Origin of the sequence: Kitasatospora sp. NPDC050463 (genome assembly GCF_040655255.1) — a bacterium.
In the GTDB taxonomy this organism is placed as follows: Bacteria; Actinomycetota; Actinomycetes; order Streptomycetales; family Streptomycetaceae; genus Kitasatospora.
The window spans coordinates 15,779-31,147 of record NZ_JBFAJO010000073.1 but is presented as its reverse complement, the minus strand read 5'-3'; the positions used below and the strand labels follow the sequence as shown (position 1 = coordinate 31,147).

At 72.8% G+C, this 15,369-nt stretch carries 13 protein-coding genes; 1 reads left to right on the top strand and 12 read right to left on the bottom strand.

Translation table 11 applies throughout. From position 1 onward, the window contains the following. Positions 1-64: 64 nt before the first annotated feature. The 12 genes from AB0J08_RS32780 to AB0J08_RS32725 all read right to left on the bottom strand — a co-directional run bounded on the left by AB0J08_RS32780 (position 65) and on the right by AB0J08_RS32725 (position 14,612). Positions 65-2,908, bottom strand: coding sequence for an AAA family ATPase (locus AB0J08_RS32780; RefSeq protein ID WP_360641502.1), 2,844 nt, complete (start codon positions 2,906-2,908; stop codon positions 65-67). A gap of 115 nt (positions 2,909-3,023) precedes the next feature. Then, positions 3,024-3,638: an FMN reductase gene (locus AB0J08_RS32775; RefSeq protein WP_360641501.1), complete on the bottom strand. Its 615-nt coding sequence runs from the start codon at positions 3,636-3,638 to the stop codon at positions 3,024-3,026. Then, positions 3,635-4,732: an LLM class flavin-dependent oxidoreductase gene (locus tag AB0J08_RS32770; RefSeq protein WP_360641500.1), complete on the bottom strand. Its 1,098-nt coding sequence runs from the start codon at positions 4,730-4,732 to the stop codon at positions 3,635-3,637. Before AB0J08_RS32770 ends, AB0J08_RS32775 begins: the two co-directional genes overlap by 4 nt. Before the next feature lie 168 nt (positions 4,733-4,900). Then, a complete protein-coding gene (locus tag AB0J08_RS32765; RefSeq protein WP_360641499.1) occupies positions 4,901-5,737 on the bottom strand; it encodes an alpha/beta hydrolase in 837 nt (278 codons plus the stop codon). Positions 5,738-5,827: 90 nt separating this feature from the next. After that, a complete protein-coding gene (locus AB0J08_RS32760; RefSeq protein WP_360641498.1) occupies positions 5,828-8,623 on the bottom strand; it encodes an AAA family ATPase in 2,796 nt (931 codons plus the stop codon). Then, the gene (locus tag AB0J08_RS32755) at positions 8,620-9,507 is read right to left on the bottom strand and encodes a carbohydrate ABC transporter permease (protein WP_360641497.1); all 888 of its coding nucleotides are present in this window, start codon (positions 9,505-9,507) and stop codon (positions 8,620-8,622) included. The genes AB0J08_RS32760 and AB0J08_RS32755 overlap by 4 nt, the downstream gene beginning before the upstream one ends. Next, on the bottom strand, positions 9,504-10,469 hold the full coding sequence (locus AB0J08_RS32750; protein ID WP_360641496.1) for a sugar ABC transporter permease: 966 nt from the start codon (positions 10,467-10,469) through the stop codon (positions 9,504-9,506). The genes AB0J08_RS32755 and AB0J08_RS32750 overlap by 4 nt, the downstream gene beginning before the upstream one ends. Next, positions 10,469-11,797 carry an extracellular solute-binding protein gene (locus AB0J08_RS32745; protein WP_360641495.1) on the bottom strand — a complete coding sequence of 443 codons (1,329 nt, stop codon included), beginning with the start codon at positions 11,795-11,797 and terminating at the stop codon, positions 10,469-10,471. The genes AB0J08_RS32750 and AB0J08_RS32745 overlap by 1 nt, the downstream gene beginning before the upstream one ends. Before the next feature lie 155 nt (positions 11,798-11,952). Continuing rightward, positions 11,953-12,699 carry a GPR1/FUN34/YaaH family transporter gene (locus AB0J08_RS32740; RefSeq protein ID WP_360641494.1) on the bottom strand — a complete coding sequence of 249 codons (747 nt, stop codon included), beginning with the start codon at positions 12,697-12,699 and terminating at the stop codon, positions 11,953-11,955. A gap of 38 nt (positions 12,700-12,737) precedes the next feature. Next, entirely contained in the window at positions 12,738-13,334 is a 597-nt protein-coding gene (locus tag AB0J08_RS32735) for a DNA starvation/stationary phase protection protein (protein ID WP_360641493.1), read from the bottom strand. 88 nt (positions 13,335-13,422) lie between these two features. After that, positions 13,423-13,944: a DoxX family protein gene (locus AB0J08_RS32730; RefSeq protein ID WP_360641492.1), complete on the bottom strand. Its 522-nt coding sequence runs from the start codon at positions 13,942-13,944 to the stop codon at positions 13,423-13,425. Between the two features lie 5 nt (positions 13,945-13,949). Then, positions 13,950-14,612: a hydrolase gene (locus tag AB0J08_RS32725; protein ID WP_360641491.1), complete on the bottom strand. Its 663-nt coding sequence runs from the start codon at positions 14,610-14,612 to the stop codon at positions 13,950-13,952. Between the two features lie 309 nt (positions 14,613-14,921). Here AB0J08_RS32725 and AB0J08_RS32720 point away from each other — a divergent pair, with 309 nt between their 5' ends. Then, positions 14,922-15,299, top strand: a complete 378-nt coding sequence (locus AB0J08_RS32720; protein ID WP_360641490.1) for a hypothetical protein — start codon at positions 14,922-14,924, stop codon at positions 15,297-15,299. Positions 15,300-15,369: the final 70 nt, after the last annotated feature.

Here is a 15,369-nt window from a genome sequence, read left to right as displayed (position 1 = left end):
CGACGACCTCGGCACATCGCATGAAAGGTCCATAGGTACGGCGTCGACGGGGGATGCGAAGCGGTCACTCTCCGTTGTCGCGTCTCTCCACCAGCCGGGCCAGCTCCGCACGGGAGCCGATGCCGAGCTTGGTGTAGGCGCGGCGCAGGTGCGAAGCCACCGTGTGGGGCGACAGCGAGAGCTTCTCGGCCACCTGCGGGTTCGTCAGCCCCCGGGCCACGAGCCGGGCCACCCGGAGCTCGGACGCCGTCAGCTCGGGCCATTCCTCGGCCGATCCGGCGGAGGAAGGGCGTCGGCGCACGCCGGCGGCCCGCAGGCGTCGACGGACCCGCGCGGCGTGCCGCTCGGCGCCTGACCGGGTGTAGAGGGCGAGCGCCTTGTCCAGGTACGGCACCGCCTCGGGCCTGCGGGTGGTCGCGAGCTTGCGTCCGACGTCCTCCAGCGCCGACGCCCGGGCGATCGGGCGTGAGCACCCCTCGTACAGCCGGACGGCGTGCAGGAGGTGCGCCAGATCGTTGTCGAGCAGCCCGCGGGCGTGCGCGGCACTGGCGGCGAGGATCGCGAAGTCCGGGTTGCGCGCGGCTCGGCGCTCGGCCACCTCGACGGCCGGGGCGACCCGCTCGGATGCGCCGGCGCGCAGGGCCGTGCGGACGAGGGCGGGAGTGTCCACCGGGTCGACCGGGCTCACCAGGGCCGGCCGTTCCTCGGCGAGCGCCGCCAGCACCTCGTCGAGTTCCGCCCGGGCGCGTTCGGGCCGGCCGTCGAAGTCCGCCAGCAGGACCAGCATCCAGGCACCGACGCTACGGGCGAGCGGTGCGCCCGTACCCCGCACGCGCCGCGCCTGCGCCGCGCACCGCTGGGCGGCTTCGCGGTCGTCGGTGTGGATCGCCACTCGCGTCAGCGTGTACAGGAGCATGAGTTCAGCGAGGTCCCCGCTGTCGAACGCACCCCTCAGTCCGGCGTCGGCTTCCGCGTCGGCCCGGGCTTCCGCCAGCCGCCCGGCGTCCAGGAGCGCCCGGGCGCGGTGCATGAGCCACAAGCGGGCGGCCGCCGCCTGGCCCTGGTGGCGGGTGTCGTGGACCCCGGCCCCGGCGAGCGCGAGCGCCTCCTCGGTGCGGCCGGCCACGGTCAGCAGCAGGCACTGCCACAGCGCCTCCGGGATCCAGACGGAAGGGGCGATGCCCAGGCCGGCCGCCAGGGCCGCCGCCCGGCTCGCCCGGCGGAGCGCCTCGTTCCAGTCCATCCGGTAGAAGCACAGGGCCGAGTCGACCACCATCATGGTGGCCTGGGCGATGCCGTCCCGGGCCGCATCGGTGGCCTCCCGGGCCTCGGCGGCGGTCTGCTCCGCGCCCCCGGGATCACCAGCCAGCGACAGGCCCAGGCACAACAGGGCGAGCAGCCGGGCCCGCAGTGCGGCCGGGATCCCGGGCAGTGCCGCCCCCGCACGGGCCTGGCGGACGGCCTCGGCGAAGTCGAAGTGACTGGCGAGGCGCGCCATGGCGAGGCGTATCCGCGCCTCGTCGTCGGGCCTGAGATCACCGGCGGCCAGGGCCGACGCCCCCAGGTCGTGTGCCCGGGCCGGCTGCCCCAGCTGCCAGAGCAGCGGGAGCGTCTCGGCGATGACCCTCGGCCGTTGCGACGGGTCCTCCATGGTGAGTTCCAGGGCTCTGAGGCTGAGCTCCGCCGCCGCTCCGGGCGCGGTGGCCGCGAGATCGGCCGCGGCGGCACGCAGCCGTTCTTCGGCCGTCCGGTCGCCGGTCCGCACGCCCACGGCCGGCGGCGCGGCGGGCCCGACCGGGGACGCCGCACGCGCCGACGGCACCTCGGCGGCATGGCTCCGCAGGGTTCGGCGCAGGGCGGGGGGAAGTGCGGCCTCCACCGCCTCACGGATCAGCTCGTGACGGAACTCCAGACGGTCCTCCCTTTCGACGAGCAGACCGGAGTCGAGGGATTCCTGGATCGCGGTGATCAGCGTCGCCGGTGGTCTGCCGAGCAGCTCGGCCAGCAGCTCCACGGTGACGGGGCGTCCCACCACGGCCGCCGTTTCGACGAGTTCGCGGGCCGCGGCGGGAAGCCGGGCCAGCCGGCGGGCGACGGACGGCAGTTGCGTGAGGGGGAGTTGCGTGAGGGGGAGTGATCCGGCCCGGAGCCGTGCCGTGCCGTGCTCGATCGTCACCAGACCCTCGTCCCGTACCGCGGCGAGCAGTTCCTCGATCAGCAGCGGCACCCCCTCGGCCCGGCGCGCGACACGGAGGACGTCCGGGTCGGGAACCGCTCCCAGGACGTCCTGCGTGATCCGGGCGACCGCCGGGTCGCCGAGCGCGCCCAGGGCCAGTTCGTGCGCCCCGGCCTGCCGAATCCGGTCGAGTGTCGTGCGGACCCGGGGAGGCACGCTCCCGTGGCGTACGGCCGCCAGCCACAGGATCGGCTGCGCCGCGAGTGCGGCCGCGAGGGTGTGGAGGGTGAGCAGCGTCAGCTCGTCGCACCACTGGAGGTCGTCGAGGACGATGAGCAGCGGCCCGCTCCGAGCGGCCTCCCGCAGGCGGTCCCCCAGTTCCTGGAGCAGCCAGAACCGCTGGCCGGGCGTCGCGGCGAGGTCCCGTAGCCGGTCGGCACCCGCGAGCGGTTCCTCCCCCGCGAACAGCCCGTCCAGCAGGGGGCCGAGCGGCACGAACTGTTCGTCGGGGTCGGCTCCGCCCTGGAACGTCCTCATCCCGCGCCGTTTCGCGGACGCCGACGCCTCCGCGAGCATCCTCGACCTGCCGATGCCCGCGGGGCCTTCGACGAGGACGATCCCGCCCGCCCCCCGGGCGAGGGCGTCGAGCCGCGCCTCGATGAACGCCAGTTCCCGCGCCCTGCCGCGGACCGGTGTCCCCCCGAGGAAGGGCCATGTCGTCAATCGGTCCACACTCACTCCGCCGGCCGGGGCCGCACGGGACGGGGTTCGTCCGACGGCGGTACGGCGGATCAGTATGCGGCACGGCGGCCGCGCCCGGGCAGGCGGTGACCCGGACCGACCGGTCTCAGTCGAAGCGCAGGTCTGCGAGCTGCCGTTCGAGGGCGGTGACGTCGTCCTCGGGTTCGGCCCGGGCCGGGCGGTCGGCCAGCAGCGCGGCCAGCTCGCCGCCCGCCCGGCGGATCCGGCCGGGCAGGCCGTCGGCGTACTCGTCCCCTCCGGATCCCCAGTCCGCGGACGCCGCGTACACCGCGGTGGGCACGACGGTGGCGCGCAGATACGCGAAGAGCGGTCGCATGGCGTGCTCCAGCACGAGGGAGTGCCGAGCGGTACCCCCGGTGGCCGCGACCAGGACCGGTGTGCCCGCGAGGGCGTCCGGGGCGATCACGTCGAAGAAGGACTTGAACAGGCCGCTGTAGGAGGCCGTGAACACCGGGGTGACGACGATCAGGCCGTCGGCTCCGGTCACCGCGTCGATCGCGGCGGCCAGGCGAGGTGCCGGAAAGCCGGTCACGAGGTGGTTGGCGACCTCGCCGGCCAGTTCGCGGAGCTCGACGACCTCGGTCGACACGACCCGGCCCCGGACGGCGAGTTCGTCGCGGACCGACTCGGCCAGCCGGTCCGCGAGCAGGCGGGTGGAGGAAGGGGTGCTCAACCCCGCGGAGACGGCGACCAGCTTCACGCGGCGCCCACCTCCTGCGCGGTGGCGGCGGCCGTGACCCGCGCCGCGTGCGTCGGGGCGTCCGGCACGTCGGCCGGGCGTCCGCTCGCGAACTCCCGGCGCAGAACGGGCACGACCTCCTCGCCGAGGATGTCGAGCTGCTCCAGGACCGTCCTGAGGGGCAGGCCCGCGTGATCCATCAGGAACAGCTGGCGCTGGTAGTCGCCCAGGGTCTCCCGGAAGGACAGGGTTCGGTCGATGACCTGCTGGGGCGAGCCCACGGTCAGCGGGGTCTGCTCGGTGAAGTCCTCCAGCGACGGACCGTGGCCGTAGACCGGCGCGTTGTCGAAGTACGGACGGAACTCCCGGATCGCGTCCTGCGAGTTCTTCCGCATGAACACCTGGCCGCCGAGCCCCACGATGGCGTCCTCCGGGCGGCCGTGGCCGTGGTGGGCGTACCGGCGCCGGTAGAGCTGCACCATGCGCCTGGTGTGATCGGCCGGCCAGAAGATGTTGTTGTGGAAGAAGCCGTCACCGTAGAACGCGGCCTGCTCCGCGATCTCCGGCGACCTGATGGATCCGTGCCAGACGAACGGCGCCACCCCGTCCAGCGGCCGGGGCGTCGAGGTGAAGGCCTGCAGGGGCGTGCGGAACCGGCCCTCCCAGTCGACGACGTCCTCACGCCACAACCGGCGCAGCAGCGCGTAGTTCTCCCTGGCGAGGTCGATGCCCTGGCGGATGTCCTGCCCGAACCAGGGATACACCGGTCCGGTGTTGCCGCGCCCCAGCATGAGGTCGACCCGGCCGTCGGCCAGGTGCTGGAGCATCGCGTAGTCCTCCGCGATCTTCACCGGGTCGTTGGTGGTGATCAGCGTCGTGGAGGTGGAGAGGATCAGTTTCTCGGTGCGGGCGGCGATGTGGCCGAGCAGGGTGGTCGGGGACGACGGGACGAACGGCGGGTTGTGGTGCTCGCCGGTCGCGAAGACGTCCAGGCCGACCTCCTCGGTCTTGAGTGCGATGGCGACCATCGCCTTGATGCGCTCGTGCTCCGTCGGAACACGGCCGTCGGTGGGGTCGGGTGTCACGTCCCCGACGGTGAAGATACCGAACTGCATGATGCTTCCGTTCTCCTGAACCTGTCTGGATGCTGTGATCGCGGGCCCCGACGCCGGTGGACGCCTGTCGTCCGGCGTCCGGCGTCGCGTTCGGCGCCGGCGGCAGCCGGGCCGGTCCTCCGGCTGCCGCCTGCGGGGGTCACTCCGGGTCGACCGGCGGGAGCGGCGTCACTTCGCCAGGAACGCGAGGAGCGCGGCGTTGACCTCTTCCGCGTGGGTCCACAGCAGCCCGTGCGGGGCGCCGTCGATCTCGACGTAGTCGGCGGACGGCAGGGCCGCGTGGAAGGGACGCGCGGTGCCTTCGGCGGGAAGGATGCGGTCGGCCGTGCCGTGCAGGATCAGGGCGGGGACGTCGATGGCCGGGATGTCGGCACGGAAGTCGGTGTACCAGGTCGACGGCGCCGCCGAGGCCGCGAAGGAGCCGCCGGCGGCCGCGGTGTTCCAGCTGTTGCGGACGGCCTCCTCGCTGATGCGGGTGCCCAGGTTCTCGTCGAGGTTGTAGAAGTCGTTGAAGAAGGCGGTGTAGTACGCGTAGCGGTCGGCCTTCACGGCGGCGACGACGCCGTCGAAGAACTCCCGCGGGGCGACGCCGTCCGGGTTGTCGTCGCTCTTCAGCAGGCAGGGCTCCAGCGAGGCGAGGAAGGCGACCTTGCCGACGCGGGCGGAGCCGTACGCGGAGACGTAGCGGGCGACCTCGCCGGTGCCCATGGAGAAGCCCACCAGGACGGCGTCGTTCAGGTCGAGGGTCTCCATCACGGTGTTCAGGTCGGCCGCGAAGGTGTCGTAGTCGTAGCCGGTCGTCGGCTGGGAGGACCGGCCGAAGCCGCGGCGGTCGTAGGTGATGACGCGGTGGCCGGCGTCCAGGAGCGCGGCGCTCTGGCGCTCCCAGGAGTGGCCGTCCAGGGGGAAGCCGTGGATGAGGACGACCGGCCGGCCGGTGCCGTGGTCCTCGTAGTAGAGCTCGACGGCGGTGGTGTTCTCCTGGCCCACGGTGATGTACGGCATGGCTGTGTTCCTCGCTTCGGATCGGCTGGTCCGCGCGTCGTCGCGGCGCGCGGTGCCGTCACGCTATGGCGGGGGAGGCGCCGCCGGTTGTCACGTGACGCCCGGGGCCTTGCCCGCGGGCGCAGAGACCTCGGACGCGGACGGGGACGCGGACGGGCCGGCCGACTCGGCGTCGGCCTGCGCCAGGACCAGCCGGGTCAGGTGGACCCTCGAATTCACCGAGAGCTTGCGGAAGATCGACGTCAGATGCGTGTTGACCGTGTGCGCGGACACGACGAGGGTGGCGGCGGCCGACCGGTTGGTGTGCCCCGCGGCGACGAGCCGGGCGACCTTGCGTTCCGAGGCGGTGAGCGCGTCCCACCCCTGGACGGGCCGGGGGCGGGACGGGCGTCGACCGGAGCCCGTCACGGCCCGGTCCAGTTCCGCCCGGACCCGGTCGGCCTCGGAGCCGGCCCCCGCCCGGGCGTACGCCTCGTACGCCTTCGTCAGCGCGGGTACGGCGGCGGTGTCTCCCGCGGTCGACAGCGCGCGGCCGAGGTCGGCGCGGGCCGCCGCCAGGGGCAGCGGCCGGGGTCCGTCGAGAAGGATCCGGACGGACCGCTCCAGGAGGCCGTGATCGGCGTTCACCAGCGCCGCCGCGTGGGCGGCGGTCCCCTTCGCCGTCGGTACGGAGGGGTTGTGGGAGGCGTAGTCGGCCGCCTGGGCCGCGAGGTCCACGGCCAGCGCCCGGTCGCCGGCGCGCAGGGCGATCCGCACGGCCTCGACGAACCGGGAGCGCAGGAGCCGCCACCGGACGAAGGGGTGGTCCCGCTGGGCGGACCGCACCCGTTCGGCCGCTGCCGCGTGGTCGCCGTCGGCGTCGGCGAGGAGGGCCTCCAGGTACTGGTGAGTGGCGTGGTTCCCCGTGTTCGGCCGACCGGTCACCGTCGCCCGGACGACCTCGGCGTGTTCCTCCGCGGCTTCCCGATCGCCGCGCAGCAGCGCCAGCCAGCCCCGGTTCACGCGAATGTTGACCTGGTTGCCGGGCACCTGGCAGTCCGCTTCCAGCCGCTCCGCGGTGACCAGGTCGGCCTCCGCGTCGTCGAGCCGTCCGAGCCCCAGGTTCAGGTTGGCCTGGGCCCACATCAGCATCGCGGGTCGCAGAGGGGTGTCGCCCGCCGTCCGCAGCAGGTGCCGGGCCGTGTCGAAGTCGTCCAGGTGGACGCGGGCGACGACCTCCTCGGGCAGGAACGCCGCGTCGAACGCGCTGAGCGCCGTGTGGTGGTCGACGGCGGACGCGCACGCCCCCGCGTTGAGGGCGATCTCGCCGAGGCCCCACAACGCGACGACGCGGGCCTCCCGGTCCTGCGCCCGCTCCGCCTCGGCGACCGCCCGCTCCCCGGTCCCGCGAGCGGTGTCGAGGTCGCGGCCGCGGGACTGCGCGAGCGCGAGCCGCGCGGTCAGCCGGGCGCGGACCGCCGGGTCGGTGACGACGCCCAGGGCCGCCGCCGAGCGGCGGGTCAGCTCATGGACGTCGTCGAGGTGCCACAGCGTGTCCCCGAGTACCGACTGCAGACGGGCGAAGACGTCCAACGGGGGCTGTCGGGCCAGGAGGACATCGCCGATCTCACGCGCCCGCGTGTACCGGCCCGCACGGGTGAGGGCGGTGATCGCCCGTTCGCCCACGCCGAACACCGCGGGATCGTGGGGCGCCACCAGTTCCAGCGCACGCACCGACAGATCGGCGGCGAGGTCGGGCATGACGGTGACCACGTCCGCGGCGGCCCGGCCGAGCAGTCGGATCGCCTCCTGGTCACCGGGTTCCGCGCTCTTGAGCAGGTGCGGGACGGCGTCGACCGAGGTCCGGCCCGACATGACCAGCCGGCTCGCCGCCTCCCGGTGCAGTGCTCGCCGCGCGGAGGGCGCGAGGTCGGCGTAGACCGCCTGACGGAGCAGATCGTGACGGAACGCGAGGCGTTCGCCGTCGTCCTCGATGAGCCCGGCGTCGATCGCCTCCCGCAGTTCACCGACGAGGTCCGTGGCGGGCCTGCCGCACAGGGCCGCGGCGTCGAAGAGGTGGAAGGCGCGCCCCAGGACCGAGCCGATCCGCAGGAACCGGAGGGTGCCCGGTCGGAGGGCCGACAGCCTGCCGCGGACCCCGAGCACCAGCCGCTCCGACGGCCCGGCCCCGTCCGCACCCGACGCCGCGATGCCCGCCAGCACCTCCGCCGCGAGGAACGGGTTGCCGCCGGCGCCGTCGAGCAACTCGGTGACGTCGTCCGGCGCGGTCCCGCCGAGTACGTCGCGCGCCAGCTCGGCGAGGGCGGCCCCGGACAGGGGCCGCAGTGGAAGCGTCGCCGTCCGGGCCACGTCCCCGCGCAGGTCGGGGTCCTCCCTGCCCGCGAGCAGCCAGAGAACCGGGGAGGCCTGCAGCCGTGCCGGCATGACGTCGAGCGCGAACCGGCTCAGCGGATCGGTCCACTGGACATCGTCGATCGCGATCAGCGTCGGCGCGCCCGTCGAGCGCTCCTCGATCAGCTGGGCCAGCCGTTCGACGAGCCAGATGCGCTGGTCGTGGTGGACCGCCAGGTGCGCGAAGTCCTGCGCGGCCAGCAGCGGCGGGTCGCCGTGCAGCAGTGCCGAGGCCAGCGAGGCCAGCGGTGCCAGCTCGTGCAGCTCCTCGGCGCGGCCCTGACCGACCACGAACCCGCGGGCCCGTGCGATCGAGACGGTCTCCTCCAGCAGGACGGTCTTCCCGATCCCCGGCTCACCCAGGAGCAGGGCCAGCCCGCCGCCCTCGCCGTCGCGCACCGCCTCGACCATGGCACGAAGCCGCTCCAGCTCGGCCTCCCGGCCGCGCAGACCCGGCCGGCTCAGCCGCGTGCCCGCGCTCTCCTGCGGCGTCATCCCTTGACGGACCCCGCGAGCAGGCCTCGGGCGAAGTGCCGCCGGAGGGAGAGGAACACCAGCAACGGGAGGAACGCCGACACGAACGCCCCCGCGGTGAGCCGCTGCCACTCGTTGCCGCGCGTCCCGGCCATGGCCGCCAGTCTGACCGTCACCGGAGCGGTCCCGGCCGTCCCGCCCGACAGCGTCAGCGCGACGAGCAGGTCGTTCCACACCCAGATGAACTGGATGACCGCGAACGTCACCAGGACCGGGCGGGCCAGCGGCAGGACGATCCGAAGCAGCACCGTCGCGTGTGACGCGCCGTCCAGCCGGGCCGCTTCGACCAGGTCACGGGGCAGCCCCGCCAGGAAGTTGTGGAGGAGGAACACCGCGAACGGCAACGCGAAGACCGTATGGGCGAACCAGACGTGGTCGAACCGGGCCGCTCCGGTGACGTGCCAGGCGGGCAGGAACAGCCATCCGCGGGAGAAGAGCCGGAGCAGGGGGACGAGCGCCATCTGGAGGGGCACGATCTGCAGCGCGAAGACGCCGACCAGAAGCGCGTCGCGACCCCTGAAGTCGATCCATGCCAGGGCGTACGCGGCGAGGAACGCCAGGACGAGCGGGAACAGCACCGAGGGCAGGGTGATGACGATCGAGTTGACGAGGTGGCCGGCGAGCTGACCCGACGCGTTACCGGTGCCGAACAGCACCTCGTGGTAGTTGTCGAGCGTGACGTGCGGCGAGCCGAACACCGTCCACCAGCCGGTCGTCTTGATCTCGTCCTCCGGACGGAACGAGGACAGGAACAGGCCGAGCGTCGGCGTGGTCCACAGGACCGCGATCAGCACGGCGGTCAGTGAGAGCACGCGGGAGGAGAGACGCTCCCGGACGCCCCTCACCTCGCCCTCCGCTGCGCACGGACCTGGTGGGCCACGACGGGGGCGACGAGGAGGAAGAGCAGCACCGCGAGAGCCGCGCCGTGGCCGGTCCGGCCGTAGCGGAAGGACTGGTTGACCATCTCGTGGGCGATGACCCCGGTGTCGAACTGCCCGGCGGTCATGGTCTTGACGATGTCGAACGCCTTGAAGGTGCCGATCACCTCGCTGAGGACGACGACCAGCAGCGTGGGCCTGATCGACGGTACGGTGACGCGCCAGAAGATCTGCCGCGACGACGCGCCGTCCAGCCGGGCCGCCTCGACGATCTCGCCGGGGACCGCCGCGATCGCGCCCGCCAGCAGGACGGCCGCGAAGCCCGCCTGGGTCCACACCATCGCCACGACGAGGAACAGGACGTTCCAGGGGGATTCCACGAGCCACTGCCTCGGCCCGCCGCCGAACGCCACGACGAGTTCGTTCAGGAGCCCGATCTGCTCCGCCCCCGCCGGCCGGTAGGCGTAGACGAACCTCCAGACCAGTCCGGCGCCGACGAACGAGATCGTCATCGGCAGCAGGACCAGGGACAGGGCGAGCGCCCGGAACCGCGACCGTATGACGGCCGCGGCGTAGAGCAGCCCGATCCCCGTCACCAGCAGCGGCACGAGCACCACCCACACCAGGGTGTTGCGGAGCGCGGTCAGCGCCTCGGGGTCGGTGAACATCCACACGTAGTTGTCGATCCCGACCCAGGCGTCCCCTTCGTCGTCCATGAACGACAGGCCCAGGGTGCGCAGGCCGGGCAACAGGAGACCGACGGTGAGCAGCGACAGCGCGGGGGCCAGCAGCAGGCAGGCCGCGCCCCGCCGCCGTACCGGCCCCCGGTGCAGGGCCAGCAGGATCAGGCCGACCACGGCCGAGAACGCGGCGACGCCCTGGAGGAGGTGGAGCAGTTTGGGTTGCTGAGCGACGACGTCGAACGACATCAGTGGCTCGGCCAGGACCGTTCGATGGCCGCCGCCACCGATTCGGTGTCCTTGCCGGTGATCCAGTCGACGGATCCCTTCCAGAAGGTGCCCGCACCGACTGCCGCGGGCATCAGGTCGGAACCGTCGAACCTGAACTGCGTCCGGGGATCCTGCAGCAGCTGGATCGAGAGCCTGTCGATCGGGCCGGCGGCGTTGGCCGGATCCACTCCCTTGTTCGCCGAGACGAAGGGGCCCTTCTTCATCCGCGCGTTGGCGAAGTCGGCGCTCGCCAGGTACTCCCGGAAGGCCCGGACCTCGGGCCGGTCGGCGAAGGCCGCGGTGAACACGCCTCCGCCCAGCACGGGTCGGCTGGACGGGTCCGTCCCCGGCAGCAGGAAGGCGAACACGTCCTCGTCCGGGCCGATCCGGGTGCCCTTCGGCCAGTGCTCGGCGTAGAACGACGCCTGGAGGTGCAGCGCGCAGTCGCCGGAGAGGATCGGCCTGCCGGCGTCCTGGTAGGCGATCGAGGCCATGGAGCGGGCCGGTCCGTAGCCGCCGTTGGCATAACGGTCGTTCTTGAGGACGGACCCCACCGTGTCCATGGCCCGGATCACTCGCGGGTCGTTGAACGGGATCCGATGGGAGACCCACTGGTCGTAGACGTCCGGCCCCTGCTGGCGGAGCAGGACGTCCTCGATCCAGTCCGTCACGGGCCAGCCGGTCGCCTCGCCGGATTCGAGGCCCGCACACCACGGCGTGACCCCCGATGCGGCGACCCTCTCGGTCAGCTCCATCAGCTCGGCCCAGGTGTGGGGGACGGTCAGTCCCCTGTCCCGGAAGAACGCCGGCGAGTACCAGACGAACGACTTCACGTTCGCGACCAGCGGAGTGCCGTAGAGGGTGCCGTCCACGGTCGCGTAGCCGTTCCAGTCCGCCGACCAGCCCTGTTCCGCCAGCGACACCAGCTCGGCACTCGCGGGTTCGAGCCTCCCCGCGCGCGCGAAACGCTCCAGGAGCCCGGGCTGAGCGAAGAACGCCACGTCGGGGGCGTGGCCGCCCTCGACCCGGAGCTGGATCTGGGCCTCGAACTCCCCGTCTCCCTCGTACTGGACGTCGATCCCCGTGCACGCGGCGAAGTCCGCCCAGGTCGCTTCGAACAGGTCCGCCTCCCGGTCCCGGTTGGAGGCGTAGACGGCGACGTGGGTTGCGGGGTGCCGGCCGTACCGCGCGTACGGCCCGCAGTCCCCGGCCTCGGCACGTGAAGAACCGTCGGAAGGGGCAACGCATGCGGTGGCCGTGACGACGATGGCGATGACGGCGAGCGCGAGCCTCGCGCCGAACCTCATGGTTGTGCTTCCTCCGTTCGCCCGCCGAATGTCCTCGGGGGCGAAGCGAAGCTATCAGCGTTCGAACAAAATCAGCCAATCGTTCGAGGTCAGGGGCTTGTGTGTGGGTGCCGAGCCCGCACCGGGGGGCGGGCTCGGCACGGGGCACCGGATGGTCAGAGCGTTCGGCGCACGCCGGCCTGACGCTCCAGATTGCGGAGCTGGACCGTCAGGCCGCCCTCGACGGCGGCGTGGGCCGGGCCGCTGCGGCCGATCGGCAGGACCTCCTCGCTGCGCATGTCCTCCAGCATCAGGGCGAAGGCCGTGTACATCGCGACGAGCGCCACCACGAGGCCGAGCGCGCCGGACGTGCGGGTGAGCCATTCGGCGCCGGTGAGACCTGCCAGCCCGGTGGTCGCCCAGCGGGGCAGCGAGACCAGCAGGACGAGCCACAGCGCGCGCTTGGGCCGGGTCACGGCGGTCATCAGCGCCCCGAAGCACAGGAGTGCGAGGTTGAAGACGCCCAGCACGCGCGGACCGTCGGGCGCGCCGCTGAACATGACGAGCCCGTAGGCCAGCCAACTGCCGGCGAAGACGGCCATCAGCGTCGCCGCGATCACGTCCCGGGCGCCGAACGCCAGGACGCTCACCAGGAACTGCAGCGCGAAGGCCGGCAGCACGCACAGGGCGACGGCGCCGCGGGCCTGGGTCTCGAAGACCCCGAGCTGCATGCACCCCGTCATCACGGAGGCGATCGCCACCGTGAAGAAGCCCAGCGGCATGGGTGAGGCGATGGGGCGGAGGTTGATCCGGGTCATCGACCGGAGGTCGGGTTCGAAGCGGCGTTCCGGGGGAGCGTCCGGCCGTCCGGCCGGTACGTCGTCGGCGCCGCCGGCGGCGGCGGAGGGGGAGGGAGTGCTCATGGTGGGGGGCTCTCTCGTTCGGTGCTCTGTGTCCGCCGTCAGCCCTGGACCAGAGGGGTGTCCACGAGGTGCTCGGCCAGGAACCACACCTGCGTCTCGCCGGTCCGGATGACCTCGGAGACGAGCAGGTCGGTGCTGCCCTCGTCGCCCTCCGCCGAGATCCGGGCAGCGGCGTCCCGGGCGTCGATCAGGATCCGCTCGTGCGCGTCGAGCAGCCTCGACAGCATGACGGGGACCTTCTCCACGCCGTTCGGCGGCCGCGGAACAGCCGTCAGTTCCGCGACGTGGCGCGGGTCCGCGACAGCGACTCCGCCGAGGCTCTGGATCCGCTCGGCCAGCGCGTCCACGATGGCCAGTTGGGCCTCCGCGTGCTTGTCCAGCATCAGGTGGAGCGAGTAGAACGTCGCCCCGCGCATGAGCCAGTGGTGCTTCTTGTAGAGGGAGTACAGGATCTGCGTGTCGGCGAGTACGCGGTTCAGCCGCTGGCAGGCGTACATGCGGGTGTCGTGGCCGAGGCCGATCGGCAGCTGCTTCAGCGTGCCGAACGCCTGGGTCTCGCCGCCCTTCTGGTGCAGCAGCGGCTGGCCGCCGCCGCGGGAGGGCGGGGTGGCGGATGCGGTGGTCGCGGTTTCCATCGGGTGACTCCTGGTGCGGAAGGTGGGAGGGCCCGGCCGCCCGTGCGGGGGTCGCGGGCGGCCGGACCCGGTCTGTCGCGGCTCGTGCTCAGTGGCCGCCGCGGACGGCGGCCGGTGCCGCCGCCGGGGCCTGGCGGTGCAGTACGAGCCGGGTGAGCAGCCCGCTGCCGAGGCCGGCCACGAGCGCGAGGCCGGCCCACCACAGCGGGTACGGGGTGAGGCCGAGGGCCGCGTCGAGGGACCATGCGCCGGGTCCGGTCGCGGCGAGGGCGGCGGCGGCGCCGATGAGGACGAGAGGGTACTCGTACCCGTCGTTCTGCACCCAGAGTCCGTTGTGCCACTTCACGGTGAGGGCGACCGTCATGACCCCGATGGCGCCGGTCGCGGCGAGCGGGGTCAGGGCGCCGGCCGCGAGCAGCAGGCCGGATCCGATCTGGCCGCCGCCCGCCGCCAGGGCGGTGAGCGCTCCGCCGCGAAAGCCGTCGGCACGGAACTCCGCCGTGCCGCCCGCGAGGCCTCGGCCGCCCAGGTGCGAGCTGATCTTCTGCACTCCGTGGCCGGCGACGAGCAGGCCCACCAGCAGGCGCAGGATCAGAATGCCGGTGTCCAAGGCGGTCAGCCCGCCGCGTGCGCGCCGATGACGCTCTGCGCGTACACGACCCCGAGGCCGTACGCGCCCGCGTGGGCCTTGACGATCTCCATGACCGCGCCGTACGTCTCCTGACGCGCCCAGTCACGCTGCAGCTCAAGGAGCACCTGCACCCAGGTCACCGGCACCGCGCCGGCGGCGATCATCCGCTGCAGCGCGTGCTCGTGGGCGGCCGGGCTGACGCCGCCGGAGGCGTCCGAGACGACGTACACCTCGTACCCCTGCTCCAGCGCGGACAGCGCGGGCAGCACCAGGCAGACCTCGGTCCACAGACCGGCGAGGATGATCTTCTTGCGCCCGGTCGCCTTGACGGCGGCCACCAGGGCCTCGTCCTCCCAGGCGTTCATGCTGGTCCGGTCGATGATCTCGTGCTCGGGGAACACCTCGGCGAGCTGGGGCAGCAGGGGCCCGGAGAACGACTCGGCGGCCACCGTGGTCAGGACGGCCGGAACATCGAAGGCCCGAGCCGCCTTGGCGAGCCCCACGGTGCTGTTGATGATCGCGGCACGGTCACCGCTGCCGGTGCCGAAGAACATCTGCGGCTGGTGGTCCACGAAGAGCATGACCGCGTTGTCGGGCGTGAGGAGGTCGGAGCTCGGGGCGGCCTGAACCTTGGTGATGTCGAACATGAGGGATCCTCTCGGAGCAATCGGTGGAGCGCCCACCGCCTTCGCGGCTTCGGCACACCTCGAAACTACGGTCGGATCGATCGGCCGGTTTTCCCCTTTGTGCCCAGGAGTTGGCACGCCAGCGCACTATCGGCCCTGCTCCGGCGGCCCTGCTCCGGCGGCCCTGTTCCGGCGCGGACTGCTGCTCGGGTACCGCGGGGCCGCCCGCACCGTCCGACCCGCCAACGCCCCCCGGGCGCGTCAGGTCCGGATCGGCGGGTAGACGCGGGGACGGCGAGTGGGGGAGTCGTTCACAGAAGGAGGCGCACCATGCTCTTGCTACTGGGTCTGCTGCTCCTGGGTGCGACCGGAGCCTTCATCGGGCTGCTGATCGCGGGCAACACCGGAGGCCCGGACTACCAGGTGATGGTCCTCGGCAACCAGATCGCCACCCTCGACAGCCTCGGGATCTTCCTCGCGGGCGTCGCCCTGACCCTGGTGGTCGGTGTCGCCTGCGTCATGATCAAGGTGGGCGCCGATCGGGCCCGGCAGCACAGGCACCTGATCCGAAGTGCGCGGGTGTCGGCCGAACAATCCGCCGGTGAACCGGGCGGTCCGGTCGAACCGATCGGCACGGGGGCCCCAGGGGACGAGGTCATGACCACCGCCCGGCGGCCGTCCCGTCACCGCTTCCACTTCGGTCATTGAGCAGCCACGGGCGGGCGGGAGTCGGGAGGCGCCTCCCCGTGTCGGGAGGCGCCTTCCGGTGCCCGGGGAG

What these genes read in the sequence shown, in the direction of transcription:
- AB0J08_RS32770 (WP_360641500.1), bottom strand. Translation starts at nt 4,732, where the DNA reads ATGCAGTTCGGTATCTTCACCGTCGGGGACGTGACACCCGACCCCACC.
- AB0J08_RS32765 (WP_360641499.1), bottom strand. Translation starts at nt 5,737, where the DNA reads ATGCCGTACATCACCGTGGGCCAGGAGAACACCACCGCCGTCGAGCTC.
- AB0J08_RS32760 (WP_360641498.1), bottom strand. Translation starts at nt 8,623, where the DNA reads ATGACGCCGCAGGAGAGCGCGGGCACGCGGCTGAGCCGGCCGGGTCTG.
- AB0J08_RS32750 (WP_360641496.1), bottom strand. Translation starts at nt 10,469, where the DNA reads ATGTCGTTCGACGTCGTCGCTCAGCAACCCAAACTGCTCCACCTCCTC.
- AB0J08_RS32745 (WP_360641495.1), bottom strand. Translation starts at nt 11,797, where the DNA reads ATGAGGTTCGGCGCGAGGCTCGCGCTCGCCGTCATCGCCATCGTCGTC.
- AB0J08_RS32740 (WP_360641494.1), bottom strand. Translation starts at nt 12,699, where the DNA reads ATGAGCACTCCCTCCCCCTCCGCCGCCGCCGGCGGCGCCGACGACGTA.
- AB0J08_RS32735 (WP_360641493.1), bottom strand. Translation starts at nt 13,334, where the DNA reads ATGGAAACCGCGACCACCGCATCCGCCACCCCGCCCTCCCGCGGCGGC.
- AB0J08_RS32725 (WP_360641491.1), bottom strand. Translation starts at nt 14,612, where the DNA reads ATGTTCGACATCACCAAGGTTCAGGCCGCCCCGAGCTCCGACCTCCTC.
- AB0J08_RS32720 (WP_360641490.1), top strand. Translation starts at nt 14,922, where the DNA reads ATGCTCTTGCTACTGGGTCTGCTGCTCCTGGGTGCGACCGGAGCCTTC.